The sequence below is a fragment of the Dietzia sp. IBK-p2-15D genome (assembly GCF_057773105.1).
Window position 1 is genome coordinate 39,035 of sequence record NZ_JBYMTK010000012.1, and the last position, 16,962, is coordinate 55,996.

At 69.2% G+C, this 16,962-nt stretch carries 13 protein-coding genes and 1 tRNA gene; 11 read left to right on the forward strand and 3 right to left on the reverse strand.

What is annotated here, in order from left to right; genetic code table 11:
- The first annotated feature begins 25 nt into the window (after nucleotides 1–25).
- The 9 genes from trpB (at nucleotide 26) to AC3DEV_RS14665 (ending at nucleotide 10,578) form a co-directional block, all read left to right on the forward strand.
- Nucleotides 26–1,321 (forward strand): tryptophan synthase subunit beta, encoded by a 1,296-nt coding sequence (gene trpB / locus AC3DEV_RS14625; protein WP_472985739.1) that lies wholly within the window; start codon nucleotides 26–28, stop codon nucleotides 1,319–1,321.
- Nucleotides 1,318–2,109, forward strand: coding sequence for a tryptophan synthase subunit alpha (gene trpA / locus AC3DEV_RS14630; RefSeq protein ID WP_488372557.1), 792 nt, complete (start codon nucleotides 1,318–1,320; stop codon nucleotides 2,107–2,109). Before trpB ends, trpA begins: the two co-directional genes overlap by 4 nt.
- Nucleotides 2,106–3,014 carry a prolipoprotein diacylglyceryl transferase gene (lgt, locus tag AC3DEV_RS14635; RefSeq protein WP_067713993.1) on the forward strand — a complete coding sequence of 303 codons (909 nt, stop codon included), beginning with the start codon at nucleotides 2,106–2,108 and terminating at the stop codon, nucleotides 3,012–3,014. The genes trpA and lgt overlap by 4 nt, the downstream gene beginning before the upstream one ends.
- Nucleotides 3,015–3,060: 46 nt before the next feature.
- Nucleotides 3,061–4,479, forward strand: coding sequence for a pyruvate kinase (pyk, locus tag AC3DEV_RS14640; protein ID WP_488372558.1), 1,419 nt, complete (start codon nucleotides 3,061–3,063; stop codon nucleotides 4,477–4,479).
- 173 nt (nucleotides 4,480–4,652) lie between these two features.
- Nucleotides 4,653–5,366 (forward strand): M23 family metallopeptidase, encoded by a 714-nt coding sequence (locus tag AC3DEV_RS14645; RefSeq protein WP_082923784.1) that lies wholly within the window; start codon nucleotides 4,653–4,655, stop codon nucleotides 5,364–5,366.
- 140 nt (nucleotides 5,367–5,506) lie between these two features.
- Nucleotides 5,507–6,592, forward strand: a complete 1,086-nt coding sequence (locus AC3DEV_RS14650) for an S-(hydroxymethyl)mycothiol dehydrogenase (protein WP_488372559.1) — start codon at nucleotides 5,507–5,509, stop codon at nucleotides 6,590–6,592.
- Nucleotides 6,589–7,248 carry an MBL fold metallo-hydrolase gene (locus AC3DEV_RS14655; protein WP_172812117.1) on the forward strand — a complete coding sequence of 220 codons (660 nt, stop codon included), beginning with the start codon at nucleotides 6,589–6,591 and terminating at the stop codon, nucleotides 7,246–7,248. The genes AC3DEV_RS14650 and AC3DEV_RS14655 overlap by 4 nt, the downstream gene beginning before the upstream one ends.
- Before the next feature lie 51 nt (nucleotides 7,249–7,299).
- Entirely contained in the window at nucleotides 7,300–10,047 is a 2,748-nt protein-coding gene (locus tag AC3DEV_RS14660) for a cation-translocating P-type ATPase (RefSeq protein ID WP_488372560.1), read from the forward strand.
- A gap of 81 nt (nucleotides 10,048–10,128) precedes the next feature.
- Nucleotides 10,129–10,578: an SRPBCC family protein gene (locus AC3DEV_RS14665; protein ID WP_182633806.1), complete on the forward strand. Its 450-nt coding sequence runs from the start codon at nucleotides 10,129–10,131 to the stop codon at nucleotides 10,576–10,578.
- A 36-nt stretch (nucleotides 10,579–10,614) separates the two neighbouring features.
- On the opposite strand, the gene AC3DEV_RS14670 is transcribed toward AC3DEV_RS14665, so the two are convergent.
- The 3 genes from AC3DEV_RS14670 to AC3DEV_RS14680 form a co-directional block, all read right to left on the reverse strand.
- Nucleotides 10,615–12,405, reverse strand: a complete 1,791-nt coding sequence (locus AC3DEV_RS14670) for an MDR family MFS transporter (RefSeq protein WP_488372561.1) — start codon at nucleotides 12,403–12,405, stop codon at nucleotides 10,615–10,617.
- Nucleotides 12,402–12,872: a MarR family winged helix-turn-helix transcriptional regulator gene (locus AC3DEV_RS14675; RefSeq protein WP_067714010.1), complete on the reverse strand. Its 471-nt coding sequence runs from the start codon at nucleotides 12,870–12,872 to the stop codon at nucleotides 12,402–12,404. The genes AC3DEV_RS14670 and AC3DEV_RS14675 overlap by 4 nt, the downstream gene beginning before the upstream one ends.
- Nucleotides 12,873–13,020: 148 nt before the next feature.
- A tRNA-Leu gene (locus AC3DEV_RS14680) sits at nucleotides 13,021–13,097 on the reverse strand.
- 79 nt (nucleotides 13,098–13,176) lie between these two features.
- On the opposite strand from AC3DEV_RS14680, the gene polA reads away from it, so the two are divergent.
- Nucleotides 13,177–15,963: a DNA polymerase I gene (gene polA / locus AC3DEV_RS14685; protein WP_488372562.1), complete on the forward strand. Its 2,787-nt coding sequence runs from the start codon at nucleotides 13,177–13,179 to the stop codon at nucleotides 15,961–15,963.
- A gap of 86 nt (nucleotides 15,964–16,049) precedes the next feature.
- Complete coding sequence (locus AC3DEV_RS14690; RefSeq protein ID WP_096905576.1) at nucleotides 16,050–16,952, forward strand: ABC transporter substrate-binding protein; 903 nt, start codon at nucleotides 16,050–16,052, stop codon at nucleotides 16,950–16,952.
- Nucleotides 16,953–16,962 lie beyond the last annotated feature (10 nt).

Here is a 16,962-nt window from a genome sequence, read left to right on the forward strand (position 1 = left end):
CAAGGATTTTCCGTCACTGCCCACCATGGGAGAGGTGCTCCGGTCCACCACCGGACATGAGCCCGACCAGCGGGGCCACTGGGGGCCGTTCGGCGGCCGTTACGTCCCCGAGGCCCTGATGGCGGTGGTCGACGAGGTGACCGACGCCTACGCCAAGGCCCGGGCGGACGACGAGTACCTCGACGAGCTCGACCGGTTGCAGCGCCACTACTCGGGTAGGCCGTCGCCGTTGTACGAGGCGACGCGGTTCGGTGCGGAGATCGGCGCGCGGGTGTTCCTCAAGCGCGAGGACCTCAACCACACGGGTTCCCACAAGATCAACAACGTCCTCGGCCAGGCGCTGCTCGCGCAGCGGATGGGCAAGAAGCGGGTGATCGCGGAGACCGGCGCCGGTCAGCACGGGGTGGCCACGGCGACGGCGTGTGCCCTCCTCGGACTCGAATGCAAGGTCTACATGGGCGCGGTGGACGTGCGCAGGCAGGCCCTCAACGTGGCGCGGATGCGGTTGCTCGGTGCCGAGGTCGAGGCAGTGGAGATCGGTTCGGCCACGTTGAAGGACGCGATCAACGAGGCGATGCGGGACTGGGTCGCCCACGCGGACGACACCTATTACGCGTTCGGTACCGCGGCCGGGCCGCACCCCTTCCCGACGATGGTCCGCGACTTCCAGCGCGTCGTCGGCGCCGAGGCCCGGGTGCAGATCCTCGATCAGGCCGGTCGGCTGCCGGACGCCGCCGTGGCGTGCGTCGGCGGTGGTTCCAACGCGATCGGGTTGTTCCATTCGTTCATCGACGACGACTCGGTTCGTCTGGTCGGGTGCGAGGCCGGGGGTGACGGCGTGGGGTCCGGACGCACCGCGGCGACCGTCAACGCGGGGACGCCCGGGGTCTTCCAGGGTTCGTACGCCCATCTCATGCAGGACTCCGACGGGCAGACGATCGAGTCCCATTCGATCTCGGCGGGCCTGGACTACCCGGGTGTCGGGCCCGAGCATTCGCGCCTGGCGGAGATCGGGCGGGCCGAGTACCGCCCGATCACGGATACCCAGGCCATGGACGCGTTCGCTCAGTTGTGCCGCACCGAGGGCATCATCCCCGCCATCGAGTCGGCGCACGCGATCGCCGGTGCCGCGCAGCTCGCCGCGGAGGGCGTGGACCTCATCCTGGTCAACGTCTCCGGTCGCGGCGACAAGGATGTCGACACCGCCGCCCGGTGGTTCGGCCTGTTGGACGGGGGGACCCCGCCCGAGGCCGGGGTGGATTCGAGCCAGGGCGCCGACGACGGCGCGGGCGAGTTCGCGGACGGAGGAGTCGAGGGATGAGCGTTCTCAGTGACGTGTTCGAGCGGTGCCGGAGCGAGGACCGGGCCGCGCTCATCGGCTACTACCCGGCGGGTTACCCGACTCTCGAGGGGTCGATCGACGCCGTGCGCACGATGGTCGAGGGCGGATGCGACATCGTCGAGGTCGGCATCCCGTACTCCGATCCCATGATGGACGGGCCGACCATCCAGGCCGCCGCCGACACCGCGATCGAGGCCGGGTTCCGCGTGGCGGACACCTTCGAGGTGGTCCGCGCGGTCGCCGCGGCCGGTGCGGTCCCCGTGGTCATGACCTATTGGAACCCGGTGCTCCAGTACGGTGTCGACCGTTTCGCTGCCGACCTCGCCGCCGCCGGCGGTACCGGCGTCATCACGCCCGACCTCATCCCCGACGAGGCCGACGACTGGATCGCCGCGTCGGACGCCCACGGAATCGACCGGGTGTTCCTCGTCGCGCCGTCGTCGACCCCCGAGCGACTCGCGATGACGCTCTCCCACACGGGCGGTTTCGTCTACGTCCAGGCCGTCATGGGTGTCACCGGCGCCCGGGACGTCGTCTCGGACGCGCCCCGGACCCTCACCGCGCGGGTCCGTGAGATCTCGGGCCTCGCCTGTGGGGTCGGGCTGGGGGTGCGCAACGGTGAGCAGGCGGCCGAGATCGCCTCGTACGCCGACGGCGTGATCGTCGGGTCGGCACTCATCACGGCGGCGACCGAGGGGCTCGACGCCCTCGGGAGGCTGACCGCCGAGTTGGCCGAGGGCGTCCGCCGGCGCGGGACCGGGTCGTGATCCCCAGCCCTCCCCAGGGCGTCTGGGAGATCGGTCCGTTCCCCCTGCGCGCGTATGCCCTGTGGATCATCCTCGGCATCGTCGTCGCCATCTGGTGGGGCGAGAAGCGCTGGGTCGCCCGTGGCGGCCGGGCCGGGGTGGTGATCGACACGGCGCTGTGGGCGATCCCCTTCGGCCTGATCGGCGGACGGATCTACCACGTGGCCACCGATTGGTACCGCTACTTCGGAGAGGGCCGCGATCCCGTCGACGCGTTGAAGATCTGGGATGGCGGCCTGGGCATCTGGGGAGCGGTCGCGTTCGGCGCTCTCGGCGCCTACATCGGTCTGCGCCAGCAGGGCATCCGGGCGCTGGGGGCGCTGGGCGACTCGATCGCCCCCGGCATCGTGTTGGCACAGGGGATCGGCCGACTGGGCAACTACTTCAACCAGGAGCTCTACGGCCGCGAGACCGATGTGCCCTGGGCGCTGGAGATCTACCAGCGCTACGACGAGTCCTACGGGTACTCGGAGACGATCGGGCGGTCGACCGGACAGGTGCTGGCGACCGTTCACCCGACATTCCTCTACGAACTGCTGTGGAACGTTCTCGTGGCGATCGCCCTGGTGCTGATCGACCGGCGGTTCCGCCTGGGCCACGGTCGGCTCTTCGCCCTCTATGTGGCGTTGTACTGCTTCGGTCGCTTCTGGGTGGAACTGCTGCGTGCGGACGCCGCCACGGAGGTGTTCGGACTGCGCATCAACACCATCGTCTCCCTCGTGGTGATGCTCGCCGCGCTGGTGTATCTCTGGCGGGCCCGCCGCGGCCGGGAGGAGGCCTCCGACCTGCGGGCGCCGGACGACGTCGGGGACGACCCGGCGGAGGGTGGTCCCGCGGGCGACGCACCCCCGTTGGCCGGTCGTTGACCTCGGGTTAACCGGGTGGCCGGTCGAGGGGACTAGATTGGTACGAGTGAATCGTCGTACCAAGATCGTCTGCACCCTGGGTCCCGCCGTCGCGTCGGAGGAAGGCATCCGAGAGCTGGTCGACGCGGGCATGGATGTCGCCCGCCTCAACTTCAGCCACGGAGAGCACGCTGACCACGAGGCCAACTACCGATGGGTCCGCAAGGCCTCCGACGAGTCCGGCCGGGCCGTCGGTGTCCTCGCGGACCTGCAGGGCCCCAAGATCCGCCTCGGCCGCTTCCTCGAGGGCCGGCACGAGTGGGAGGAGGGCGACCGTGTCGTCATCACCGTCGCCGAGGTGGAGGGCACCAAGGATCGCGTCTCGACCACCTACAAGGGGCTGGCGAACGACGCCCGCCCGGGAGACCGCCTCCTCGTCGACGACGGCAACATCGGACTGACCGTCGAGAAGGTCGACGGTGACGACGTCCACTGCGTCGTGACCGAGGGCGGAACCGTCTCCAACAACAAGGGCGTGTCCCTGCCGGGTATGAACGTCTCCGTCCCCGCGCTGAGCGAGAAGGACATCGCCGACCTCCGGTTCGCCCTCGGTCTGGGGGTGGACTTCATCGCCCTGTCATTCGTACGGTCGCCGGCCGATGTCGACCTCGTGCACGAGGTGATGGACGAGATGGGGATCCACGTTCCCATCATCGCCAAGCTCGAGAAGCCGGAAGCCGTCAAGAATCTCGAGTCCATCGTCCTGGCGTTCGACGCCATCATGGTGGCCCGGGGCGACCTCGGCGTGGAGTTGCCGCTGCAGGAGGTGCCGCTGGTCCAGAAGCGTGCCATCCAGATCGCGCGCGAGAACGCCAAGCCCGTCATCGTGGCCACCCAGATGCTCGAGTCGATGATCACGAACTCCCGGCCCACCCGGGCCGAGGCGTCCGACGTGGCGAACGCCGTCCTCGACGGGGCGGACGCGGTGATGCTCTCGGGGGAGACCTCCGTCGGCAAGTACCCGATCGAGACCGTACGCACGATGTCGTCCATCGCACTCGCGGTGGAGTCGGACTCCACGGCCGCGCCGGATCTGGTGCACATCCCACGGACCAAGCGCGGTGTCATCTCCTACTCCGCCCGCGAGATCGGTGAGCGGCTGGGGGCGAAGGCGCTCGTCGCGGTCACCTCGACGGGGGATACGGTGCGGCGGCTCGCCCGTCTGCACAGCCACCTGCCGCTCATCGCCATCACCAGCGACCCCCGCATCCGCAGCCAGCTGGCGCTGACGTGGGGGACCGAGACCTTCCTCACCGACCGCGTCAACGACACGGCGGAGATCGTCAAGGTCACCGACGAGATGCTGCTCCCGCTCGACGGGTACAACGAGGACGACCTGATCGTGCTCGTCGCGGGGAACGTGCCGGGCGTCGAGGGGTCAACCAACTTCATCCTCGTCCACCGGATGGGCGAGGTCGACCACTGATCACCATCGGATAACAACCGACAGGCGCCGGTGAGCAAGCCGCTCACCGGCGCTTTCGTCTGTGTTCGTGCCTTTGACGTGACAGAGTCGAGACACTTCTGTTACCTTCTTGGAGTCGACCGGGAAGCCGGTCACGTCCCTGCTTCACCCGCTCCAGTCTCCGAGGTTCCCTGATGTCCGACGCCACTCGCATTTCCTACGCCGAGCTCGCCGATCGACTCGGCGTCGAGGGCACCGGCGCGACCGCCGGGCGCCACCGCGCCGCCCGCTCGTCCAACATGGGCCGCCTCGTTGCCGGCACCGTCGCCGGCGCCGCCCTCTCCGGCGGCATGGCCATGGCCGCCGCCCCCGCAGCCTCCGCCCAGTCCGCCGAGATCAACGCCGACCAGCTGACCGAGATGGCGCAGGGCGTCATCCAGGGCATCGGCCTCACCGAGGACCAGCTTCGGGAGTACGCGATCGACCCGGCTGTGTTCGGCTCGCTCGGTGTCCCCTCGGTCGGTGGCGCCCACGCCCCGACCTACGGTCCGATCACCTCCGGCTTCGGCCCCCGTTGGGGAACGTTCCACAACGGCACGGACTTCGGTGCACCGATCGGGACCCCGATGTTCGCCGCCAAGTCCGGCACCGTCGTGGCTGCCGGCCCGGCCTCGGGGTACGGACTGTGGATCCGGATCCAGACCGACGACGGCCACCTGCTCGAGTACGGACACAACGACCAGAACCACGTCTCGGTCGGCCAGCGGGTCAACGCCGGGCAGGTCATCGGAACGGTCGGAAACCGCGGCTACTCCACCGGGCCGCACCTGCACTTCGGCGTGCGCAACCCGGCCGGCCAGTGGATCGACCCGGTGCCGTGGCTCCGCGCCAACGGCGTCGCCGTCTGATCGATCGACGCCCCCGACACGCACCCGTCGCGCCCCGTCTCCCCTCGAGGAGGCGGGGCGCGACCGCGTTGACGGGCCACGTGTCGGGCCTTTCTGACACAGTGGGGCGAGAGAGTCCACCACCAGTCGAGAGGCGATCCATGTCGCAGACCGTCAAGGGCGTCATTGCCCGTAGCAAGGGGGCCGAGGTCGAGTTGGTCGACGTCGTCGTCCCCGATCCCGGACCGAACGATGTCATCGTGCGGGTGCAGGCGTGCGGCGTCTGCCACACGGACCTGGCGTACCGGGACGGCGGGATCAACGACGAGTACCCGTTCCTGTTGGGCCACGAGGCCGCGGGCATCGTCGAGACCGTCGGTGACCGGGTCACCCATGTCGCCGAGGGCGACTACGTCGTCCTCAACTGGCGCGCGGTGTGCGGTGAGTGCCGGGCCTGCAAGAGGGGCCAGCAGCAGTACTGCTTCGCCACCCACAACGCCTCGCAGAAGATGACGCTGAGCGACGGCACCGAGCTCACCCCCGCGCTCGGCATCGGCGCGTTCATCGACAAGACCCTCGTCCACGAGGGGCAGTGCACCAAGGTCGACCCGGCGGCGGACCCGGCGGTCGCCGGACTGCTCGGATGCGGTGTCATGGCCGGCATCGGCGCGGCCGTCAACACCGGCCAGGTCAGCCGTGGCCAGTCCGTCGCCGTCATCGGGTGCGGTGGAGTCGGTGTCGCCGCGGTCGTGGGCGCCCGACTTGCGGGCGCCTCGACGATCATCGCGGTCGATATCGACGACACCAAGCTCGAGTGGGCCAAGGACTTCGGTGCGACCCACGCGGTCAATTCGACCTCGACCGATCCGGTGGCCGCGATCCGGGAGCTCACGGACGGCTTCGGCGCCGACGTCGTGATCGACGCCGTCGGGCGGCCGGAGACGTACGAGCAGGCCTTCTACGCGCGTGATCTCGCCGGGACCGTGGTCCTGGTGGGCGTGCCCACGCCGGAGATGCGGTTGGAGTTGCCGCTGCTGGATTTCTTCGGCCGTGGTGGCTCGCTCAAGTCGTCCTGGTACGGCGACTGTCTGCCCGAGCGCGATTTCCCGATGCTCGTGGATCTGCATCTGCAGGGTCGGCTCCCGCTCGAGAAGTTCGTCTCCGAGCGGATCGGCATCGGGGCCGTCGAGGCGGCGTTCGACGCGATGAAGTCCGGTTCAGTCCTCCGATCGGTGGTGACGATGTGAGCGAGATCCACACCAGCGCCGGGCACGCCGGCGGTCTGCGTATCGAGAAGGTCGTCACGAGCGGCATCTTCGCGCTCGACGGCGGCGAGTGGGAGGTCGACAACAACATCTGGATCCTCGGGGACGACTCCGAGGTGTACGTGATCGACGCCGCCCACACCGCCCAGCCGATCATCGACGCGGTGGCGGGCCGCCGGGTCAAGGGCATCCTGTGTTCGCACGCCCACAACGACCACATCACCGTGGCGCCGGAACTGTCGGAGAAGCTGGATGCGCCGATCCTGGTGCACCCGGGTGACCAGATGCTGTGGGACGAGACCCATCCCACCGTCTCCCACGGCGAGCTCTCCGACGGGCAGCGTCTGGAGATCGCGGGTACCCGCATCGACGTGATGAACACGCCCGGGCACTCACCGGGATCGTGCGTGTTCCACGTTCCCGAGGCGGGCGTGTTGTTCTCCGGCGACACCCTGTTCTCCGGCGGACCGGGGGCCACGGGCCGCTCGTACTCGGATTTCCCGACCATCATCACCTCCATCCGCGAGCGCATCCTCACGCTGCCCGCGGAGACGCTGGTGCACACCGGTCACGGTGACGGGACGAAGGTCGGGGACGAATCCCCGCACCTCGAGGAATGGATCGCCCGAGGGCACTGAGACCGCCACCGTGGGCGCGGGGAGGACTGACGCGGGGGAGGGGCCGGGGAGATGACGACGACGAGGACGCCCGCAGAGTCCGGTCCTCCCACTTCGTGGCACACCCTCGCGCCCGCGGAGGTGTTGTCCCGCCTCGGTGCGGGCCCGGACGGGCTCACCAGCGCCGAGGCGGGCGCCCGTCTCGTCCGGCACGGGCCCAACACCCTGCCCGAGGCCGAGCGGGTGCCCGCGTGGCGGCGGGTGGCGAGGCTGTTGGCGGATCCGATGATCCTCGTGCTCGCAGTTGCCGCCGCGGTGAGCGCGGGGGTGTCCCGGGAATGGGAGACCCCCGTGGTCATCCTGCTGGTGGTCGCACTGAACACGATCCTCAACTACGTCCAGGAGACCCGTGCCGAGGCCGGTCTCGCAGCCCTGCGCGATATGTCGGTCCCGCACAGCCGGGTGGTGCGGGACGGCGTGGAGGCCGAGATCGACAGCAGTGGGCTCGTCCCGGGCGACATCGTGGTGGTCGAGTCCGGAGACAGGGTCCCCGCCGACGGCCGGGTGCTCTCCGGATCCCGGTTGCAGGTGGCCGAGGCGACGTTGACCGGGGAGTCGGCCCCGGTGGACAAGGCCGCGGGAGCGGTACAGGACGTCGACGCGCCTCTCGGAGACCGCGCTGGCATGGTGTTCATGAACACGGAGGTCACCCGGGGCCGGGCGCGCATCGTGGTGACCGGTACCGGTGAACACACCGAGATGGGCGCGATCGCGGACCTGCTGGGCGGTGCGGGCGCCGGTCCGACGCCGCTGCAGAAACGGATCGGTACGCTCGCCCGCGTCCTCACCGGGATCGCGCTGACCGTGGTGGGACTGGTCCTCGTGATCGGGCTCGTGCGCGGTCAGTCCTGGGAGGACATGCTCCTGTCCGCGGTCTCCCTGGCGGTGGCCACGATCCCGGAGGGGCTCACGGCGGTCGTGGCGTTCACGCTCGCGATGGGTGCCTCGCGCCTGGCCCACGAGGGCGCGATCATCAAGAACCTCGCCGCCGTCGAGACACTCGGTTCGACGAGCCACATCGCGACGGACAAGACCGGGACCCTCACTCTCAACGAGATGACCGTCACGCGGATCGTCGCGGGCGGCGGGTCGTACTCCGTGACCGGCACCGGATACGACGGGGCCGGGACCGTCCTGTCGTCCGACCCGGACGTCGTACCGGACCTGAGACGGGCCGCGGTGGCCATGGCGTTGTGCAACGACGCGATCGTCGCCGACGGGCGACTGGTCGGAGATCCGACCGAGGGCGCACTGTTGGTGGCGGCGACCAAGTGCGGGATCGACGTCGAGGGGCTGCGCGCCGCCCGTCCGCGGGTGGCCCAGGTCCCGTTCGACTCGGCGTACAAGTTCATGGCGACGGTCAACCGCGCACCGGGTGGAGACCTCGTCCTCCACGTCAAGGGTGCCACCGGTGCCGTCCTGCCTCGCGCCACGCACGTCTGGGACGGGGCGACCGCCGTGGAGCTCGACGACGAGCGGCGTGGAGCGTTGCGCGCGGACACGGAGGGGCTCGCCGCGTCCGGCCTGCGCACGCTGCTCGTGGCTGCCCGGCCTTTCGGCGACGGTGACGGACAACCCGACGAGGACTCTCTGCTCGGCGAGGTCCGCGACCTGACCGTGCTCGCGGTGCTGGGGATCGTCGACCCACCGCGGCCACGTGCGGCCGAGTCGATACGCATCGCACACCAGGCGGGCATCTCGGTGCACATGATCACCGGTGACCATCTGGTCACGGCCTCGGCCATCGCCCGCGACCTCGGTATCGGCGGGGAGGCGGTGAGCGGTGTCGATCTGGACCGCATCGACGCCGAGGAGCTGTCCGCCCGGGCCGCTCGCCTCGGAGTGCTGGCCCGCGTGACCCCCGAGCACAAGATTCGGATGGTGCGGGCCCTCCAGGCTGACGGGGACGTGGTGGCGATGACGGGAGACGGTGTGAACGATGCGCCCGCCCTGCGCCAGGCCGACATCGGGATCGCCATGGGGATCACCGGTACCGACGTGTCCAAGGGCGCGGCGGACATGGTGCTCACCGACGACAACTTCTCGACGATCGTCTCCGCGGTGCGCCAGGGGCGGGGGATCTACGACAACATCGTCAAGTTCGTGAAGTTCCAGCTCACCACCGCGTGGGCGTTCGTGATCGTCTTCCTGGCGAGTGGTCTGTTGGGGCTGGCGACGGTGCCGTTCACCGCGCTGCAGGTTTTGTTGGTCAACATCGTCATGGACGGCCCGCCGGCGATGGCCCTGGGCGTCGAGCCTGTGGAGAAGGACGCCATGCGCAGGCCTCCGCGGCCGGCCGGCGAACAGATCCTCACTCCGGCGCGATTGGTGCGGATCCTCTGGCTGGGTGTGGTGATGGCCGTGGGTACCCTGCTCGTGCTGGCGTCCGCCGAGGCGGTGTTCCCCGATCGAGCAGGGGAACCGCTGTTCGCCACCACGTTGGCGTACGCGACGTTCGTCTTCTTCCAGGTGTTCAACCTGATGAATGTCCGATCCGACCACGGCTCGGTGTTCTCCCGCGACATGGCGCACAACGCCCCGATCTGGGTCGCGCTGGGCGCGGTGCCGCTGCTGCTGATCGCGGTGGTCCAGGTGCCGTTCCTGCAGGGCGTTTTCGACACCACCTCGCTCCGCGCCGACGAATGGCTGCTGGCCACCGCGGTGGCGTCGTCGATCCTCTGGCTGGAGGAGCTGCGTAAGGTCGGCGCGAGATGGCGTACGCGACGGGCCGGTGCGTCGGGCAGGATGGACGTGGTCTGACGCGCCCACCCGAGGGCGCCGCCACCACCGCGTCAGGTAGCGGGCGCGACACGGTCGGACCGACGAGGAGGAGTCATCATCATGGCCAGGGTCACCGCCAGCAACACCATCGTCATCGAGGCGCCCGTCGAGGCCGTGAGCGCGGCGATCGCCGACTACGCGCAGGTCCGGCCCCGCATCCAGCCCGAGCAGTTCAGCGCCTACCGCCTGATCCAGGGTGGACAGGGGGACGGCACCGTCGCGGCGTGGAACCTCCAGGCCACCAAGAAGCGAAGCCGGGACGTCAAGGCCAACGTCACTGTCGACGACGCCGCCGCGCACTGGTCACTCGTGGAGAAGGACGAGAACTCGTCCATGGCCACCACCTACACGGTGCGCGAGGCGACGGGGGGCGCGCTCGTCGAGATGACCACCTCGTGGGACGGCGCCGGGGGAGTGGGTGGATTCTTCGAGCGGACCTTCGCGCCGGCCGGGCTCAAGCGCATCCAACACGCCCTGCTGTCCAATCTCAAGGACGACCTCGAGGGGTAGCCGACCGGGCTCCGACCGGGCTCAGTCCGACCGGGCTCAGTCCGGCCGGTCCGCCGAGCGGGAGCGGTCCGCCGAGGGACTCGTCGTAGTCGTGGTGGCGGACTCGGCCGCCTCGACATCCGTCCCCGTGGGCGCGGCCGCCGCGGCCGCCTCACGCGCGGCCTCGGCCTGTGCCGAACCGGTCCGGAGCACGATCTGCGGCATGAACGCCAGGATTACCGAGGCGGCCACGGCGAGGATGCCGGCCACCAGATAGATCTCGGACATGCTCAGTGCGTAACCCTGCTCGAAGGGGTGGGCGACCAGCTCGGGAAGCCGGTTGATCACCGAGGAGTCCTTGGTGACCGTCTCCAGTGCCCCCGCGCCGGTGGTCGGGTCGGCGAGGGCCCGGACGATCCCGTACGCGTCGGGATCCTGCCGCAGGGCGGGGTCGGCGAGGCCCTTCTGAACACCGCGGGCGAGGCTACCGTCGGCGGCGGCCTGCTCGAGTTCGCCCGAGATGGAGCCACCGACGCGGCTGAAGAGGATGGACAGGAACACCGCGACGCCGGCGGTGCCACCGAGCTGACGGAAGAAGGTGGCCGACGCGGTGGCCACACCGATCTCCCGCGGACTCACGGCGTTCTGGACGATCAGGGTGAGCGGCTGCATGCAGTTGCCGAGCCCGATGCCCAACACCAGCATGTAGACCATCACCAGCGTCAGCGACGTGTCGGCATCGATCGTCCACAGCAGGAACAGGCCGACAGCGGCCACCGCCGTGCCGAAGATCGGGAACTCGCGGACACGACCGGTCCTGGAGATGAGCTGGCCCGACACGATCGAGGCACCCATCATCCCCGCGACCAGCGGGAGCATCATGAGTCCCGACTCCATGGGATCGGCTCCGTGCACGATCTGCATGTACAGCGGCAGCGTCATCATGCCGCCGAACATGGCCATACCCACGATCACGCCTCCGACCGTGACGATCGCGAAGGTGCGGTCGCGGAACAGGCGGAGCGGGATGAGGGCCTGGTCGCCCGCGCGGGCCTCCACGATGAGGAAGAGCCCGATGCCGGCCAGCCCGACGACGTAGCAGCCGAGGGCGGCGGGGGAACCCCACCCCCAGGTGTTGCCCTGCTCGGCCACGAGCAGGAGAGGCATCAGACCGACGACTATCGCGGCGGCCCCCGCCCAGTCCACGCGATGGTCGACCCGGACGTTCTTGACGTTGAGCGTGATCATCACGAGGGTCAGGGCCGCCGCGCCGATGGGGACGTTGATGAGGAAGATCCAGCGCCACCCGTCGATGCCGAAGATCGTGTCCGCCCCGGCGAAGAACCCGCCGATCACCGGCCCGAGGACCGACGACGACGCGAAGACCGCCAGCATGTAGCCCTGGTATTTGGCGCGGTCACGGGGCGGGATGATGTCGCCGATGATGGCGAGCGCCAGGGACATCAGTGCGCCGGCACCCAGTCCCTGGATGCCGCGGAAGACGGCGAGCATGTACATCGAGGTGGCGAGCGTGCAGAGCAATGAGCCGAACACGAAGATGACGATGCCGATCACGAAGAACGGTTTGCGCCCGTAGATGTCGGAGAGCTTGCCGTACAGGGGCGTCGAGATGGTGGACGTCATGAGATACGCGGTGGTGACCCACGCCTGGGCGTCAAGGCCCTGCAGGTCGTCGGCGATGGTGCGGATCGCTGTGCTCACGATGGTCTGGTCGAGGCTGGCCAGGAACATGGCGGACATGAGGCCGGCCAGGATGACGAGGATCTGGCGGTGCGTGAACTCGCCGTCTTCGCCTGCGTGGACCGAGGATGTCTTGGGAGTGGTCATCGGTTCTCCTCGGCGGAGGTGAGAGAGCAGAGTTCGGCGTGGAGGGAGTCGGCCAATCGGGCGAGGTCCGCGATGAAGGCGTCCGCCCGGTCCGGCGTCCAGTCCTCGAGGAGGCCGGCCATCCAGTCACCACTGCGCTCGAACACCTGGCTGACGAGATCGGTGCCCTCGGCGGTGAGTGTGACGAGGCTGGCACGTCCGTCATCGGGATCGGGGACCTTTGCGATGAGCCCGCGGGTCTCGAGTTGGCGGACCTGGCGACTCACCACCGAGACGTCGGTGTGGACTCGGGCGGCCAGGTCGGTGACCCGGGCCGGGCCGTCATGGATGGCGAACAGCAGTGGATGCGCGGACGGTTCGACGGCCTCGTCGTAGCGGGGGACCGAGAGGTTGACCGCGCGCAGGAGTTTGACCACCCGCGACAGGTCCACCACCAACCGGCCGCCGCGTTCCGCGTCTATCGCCATATCCACTCCTCGAACCGATTGCTTGCAACAAGCAAACATTACGCGCGTAGCGGACCACCGCGCCACCGGGTGGCGCGCGGGTGGAGAGGGCGGAGGCGGTGATGAGGTGATGAGAGGAATACGAGCGGGTCTGACCTCGCTCGAGCGGTGGTGCCCCCGGTCGGACTCGAACCGACACTGGACGGGTTTTGAATCCGTTGCCTCTGCCAATTGGGCTACGGGGGCGAACGCGGTGAACCGCTGGTCCGGAAGTCTAACCGACGACCGATGAGCGTCTGTCCGACGCCCGCCCTAGAGTGGCCGTGTGAGCACCACGAGTCAGACCGCAGAAGCCAACACCGCCCCCCGTTCGGGCGTCGCCTCCGGCGTCACCGCGGGGGAGGGGCCCACCCGCCTGCTGCTCCTGGACGGGCACTCACTCGCGTTCCGTGCGTTCTACGCGCTGCCGGCCGAGAATTTCTCCACGGCTTCCGGCCAGCACACGAACGCCGTGTACGGATTCCTGTCCATGGTCGCCAACCTGGTGACCGAGGAGGAGCCCACGCACCTGGCCGTGGCGTTCGACGTGTCCCGTGCGACGCTGCACCGCACGGCGGAGTACCCCGAGTACAAATCCACCCGATCGGCCGCGCCCGAGGAGTTCAAGGGGCAGGTCGAACTCATCCAGGAGGCGCTGGTGGCGCTGGGGGTGCGGACGCTGTCGCTGGAGGGCCACGAGGCCGACGACATCATCGCCACCCTCGCCACCCACTCGGGCGGTGCCGAGACGCTGATCTGCACCGGGGACCGCGACGCTCTGCAGTTGGTGTCCGACGAGGTCACCGTCCTCTATCCGGTCAAGGGGGTATCCGAGCTCGCCCGCTTCACACCAAGCGCCGTCGAGGCGAAGTACGGGGTGACACCGGCCCAGTACCCGGACGTCGCCGCGCTGCGCGGCGACACCTCCGACAACCTCCCGGGCGTGCCCAAGGTCGGCGACAAGACCGCAGCCAAGTGGATCACCCAGTACGGCACCCTCTCGGAGCTCATCGCGCACGCGGACGAGGTCAAGGGCAAGGTCGGTGAGAGCTTCCGCGAGCACCTGCCCCAGGTGCAGCTCAACCGGCGGATCACCGAGCTCACGCGTGACCTGGACCTGGGCGTCGAGATCAGGGACCTCGTCCGCGCCACTCCGGAGCGTGCCGACGTCAACGCACTGTTCGACCGGTTGGAATTCGGCCCCCAGGCGCGCGACCGATTCCTCTCCGCCTTCCTGCCGGAGGGCGCCCCCCAGCCCGCCGCCGAGGTGGAGCTCGAGCAGGCCGCGGTGCTGCACGCCGGCGAGGTCTCCGACTGGCTCGCCGCCCACGCGCCGGCCGGGCAGCGGCACGGCCTCGTCGTCGTCGGGCCCTCCCGACCCGGCGCGGGCGACGCGCAGACCATCACCATCGCCGCCGCCGGCGGAGCCTCCGGACACCTCGACCTCGCGAACATCGGGCCGGACGACGAGCAGGCGCTGCGCGCCTGGCTGGCCGACGACGCGGTATCCAAGGCGGTCCACGACGCCAAGGCCGCCACGCACGCACTGACGGGACGCGGGCTCCGGTTGGGCGGGGTGACCATGGACGTGGCCCTGGCCGCCTACCTGGTTCGACCCGGACAACGCAGCTACGGACTGGCGGAGCTGTTCCAACGTCACCTACAGCGCGAACTGCCCGAGGCGGAGGCGGGGGACAAGCAACTGTCCCTGCTCGACGATGTCGATGACGCCGAGACTGAGCAGAAGAACGCCGACGCCGCCGCGACCCGCGCCCGCGCGGTGGTCGATCTCGCGGAGCGGCTGGACGTGGAACTGGAGCAGGTGCACGGGGCGCGCCTGATGGCGGAGATGGAACTGCCGCTCGTGCCGGTGCTGGCGCGAATGGAATCGATCGGGATCGCGGTGGACGGCGGCGCCCTGGACGGGTTACGGGACGACTTCGCCGACCGCGGGCGGCAGGCGGCCGACGCCGCCTACGCCGCGATCGGCGGCGAACAGATCAACCTCGGCTCGCCCAAGCAGTTGCAGGTCGTGCTGTTCGAGACCCTCGGCATGCCCAAGACCAAGAAGACCAAGACCGGGTACACCACAGACGCCAAGGCGCTGGAAGAACTGCTCACCAAGGAGACGGGCGACACCCCGGGACGGGCGTTCCTCGAGGCACTACTGCTGCACCGCGAGACCACCAAGATGCGGACCACGGTCGAGGGGCTCATCAAGACCATCGGTGACGACGGGCGTATCCACACCACGTTCAACCAGACCGTGGCCGCGACCGGCCGACTTTCCTCGACGGACCCCAATCTGCAGAACATCCCCGTGCGCACCGAGGACGGTCGACGCATCCGCGAATCGTTCGTCGTGGGTGAGGGTTACGACTGTCTTCTCACCGCCGACTACAGCCAGATCGAGATGCGGGTGATGGCACACCTGTCCGGCGACGCCGGGCTCATCGAGGCGTTCCGGACAGGGGAGGACCTGCACTCGTTCGTGGGCTCGCGCGCGTTCGGCGTGCCGATCGACGAGGTCACCCCGGAGCTCCGTCGCCGGGTCAAGGCCATGAGCTACGGGCTGGCCTACGGGCTCAGCGCGTTCGGCCTCGCCGCCCAGCTCGGGATCAGCCAGGGTGAGGCCAAGGATCAGATGGAGGCCTACTTCTCCCGCTTCGGCGGCGTGCGCGACTACCTGCGCGCAGTGGTCGAACAGGCCCGCCGTGACGGCTACACGGAGACACTGTTCGGGCGGCGTCGCTACCTGCCCGAGCTCAACTCGGACAACCGGCTCAAGCGGGAGAACGCCGAGCGTGCCGCGCTCAACGCACCCATCCAGGGCACGGCCGCCGACATCATCAAGGCGGCCATGCTCAAGGTCGACGCGGACCTCACCGAACGGCGGCTGAAGAGCCGCCTTCTGCTCCAGGTCCACGACGAACTCGTGCTCGAGGTGGCGGAGGGCGAACTCGACGAGGTCCGGGACCTGGTCGTGGACCGCATGTACTCGGCCATCGAGCTCGACGTCCCGCTGGACGTCTCGACCGGAACCGGTCCGGACTGGGACTCGGCGGCGCACTGAGCGTCCCGTTGACCTCCCGGGCGGCAGCCGACCTGTACCCTAAGTTCATTTCAGATTCGGCTCCACGACGCCTGAAAGGGCACCCCATGACGCTCACCTCCCGGCGCGGACTGCGCGCCGCCATGGTCCTGACCGCCACCGCGGCCCTCGCGCTGACCGGTTGCACCACCAACACCGAGGGGCCGCAGAACTCCGGGGAGCCTCGTGACGAGGTGTCTCTCGAGACCGACGAGAAGATCGCCGCGCTCGTCCCGGCCGAGATCCGGGACAAGGGCGTCATCGTGATCGGCACCAATCCGCCGTACGCGCCCAACGAGTTCAAGAACGAGAGCGGCGAGATCGTCGGCTTCGACATCGACGTGATGACCGCCGCCGCACAGCTGATGGGGCTTCGCGCGGAGTTCCGCGAGTCCGATTTCGAGAAGATCATCCCGGCGATCGAGGGCGGCACCATGGACATGGGAGCCTCGTCGTTCACGGTCAACGACGAGCGGCTCCAGACCGTCGACTTTGTCACCTACTTCGAAGCCGGCATCCAGTGGGCAGCCGCCGCCGGCAACGACGTCGACCCCGATGACGCCTGCGGCCTGAACGTCGCCGTCCAGCGGACCACGGTCTCCGACCAGGAGGACGTGCCCGCCCGCAGCGAGGCCTGCGTCGCGGCCGGGAAGCCCGCGATCGAGAAGGTCCAATTCGATTCCCAGGACGAGGCCTCGACCGCCGTGGCGCTCGGGAAGGTCGACGCGATGTCCGCCGACTCGCCCATCTCCGCCTACGCGGTCAAGCAGTCCGAGGGCAAGATGCAGCTCGTCGGCGACGTGTTCGACTCCGCCCCCTACGGCTGGCCCGTCCGCAAGGACTCGGAACTCGCCGCCGCCCTCGAGGCTGCCGCCGACAAGCTCATCGAGACCGGCGACTTCGAGACGATCGCCCAGAACTGGGGCCTCGAGGCCGGGCTCATCGATGACGCCGAGATCCGGAAGGGCTGAGTGACCGGTA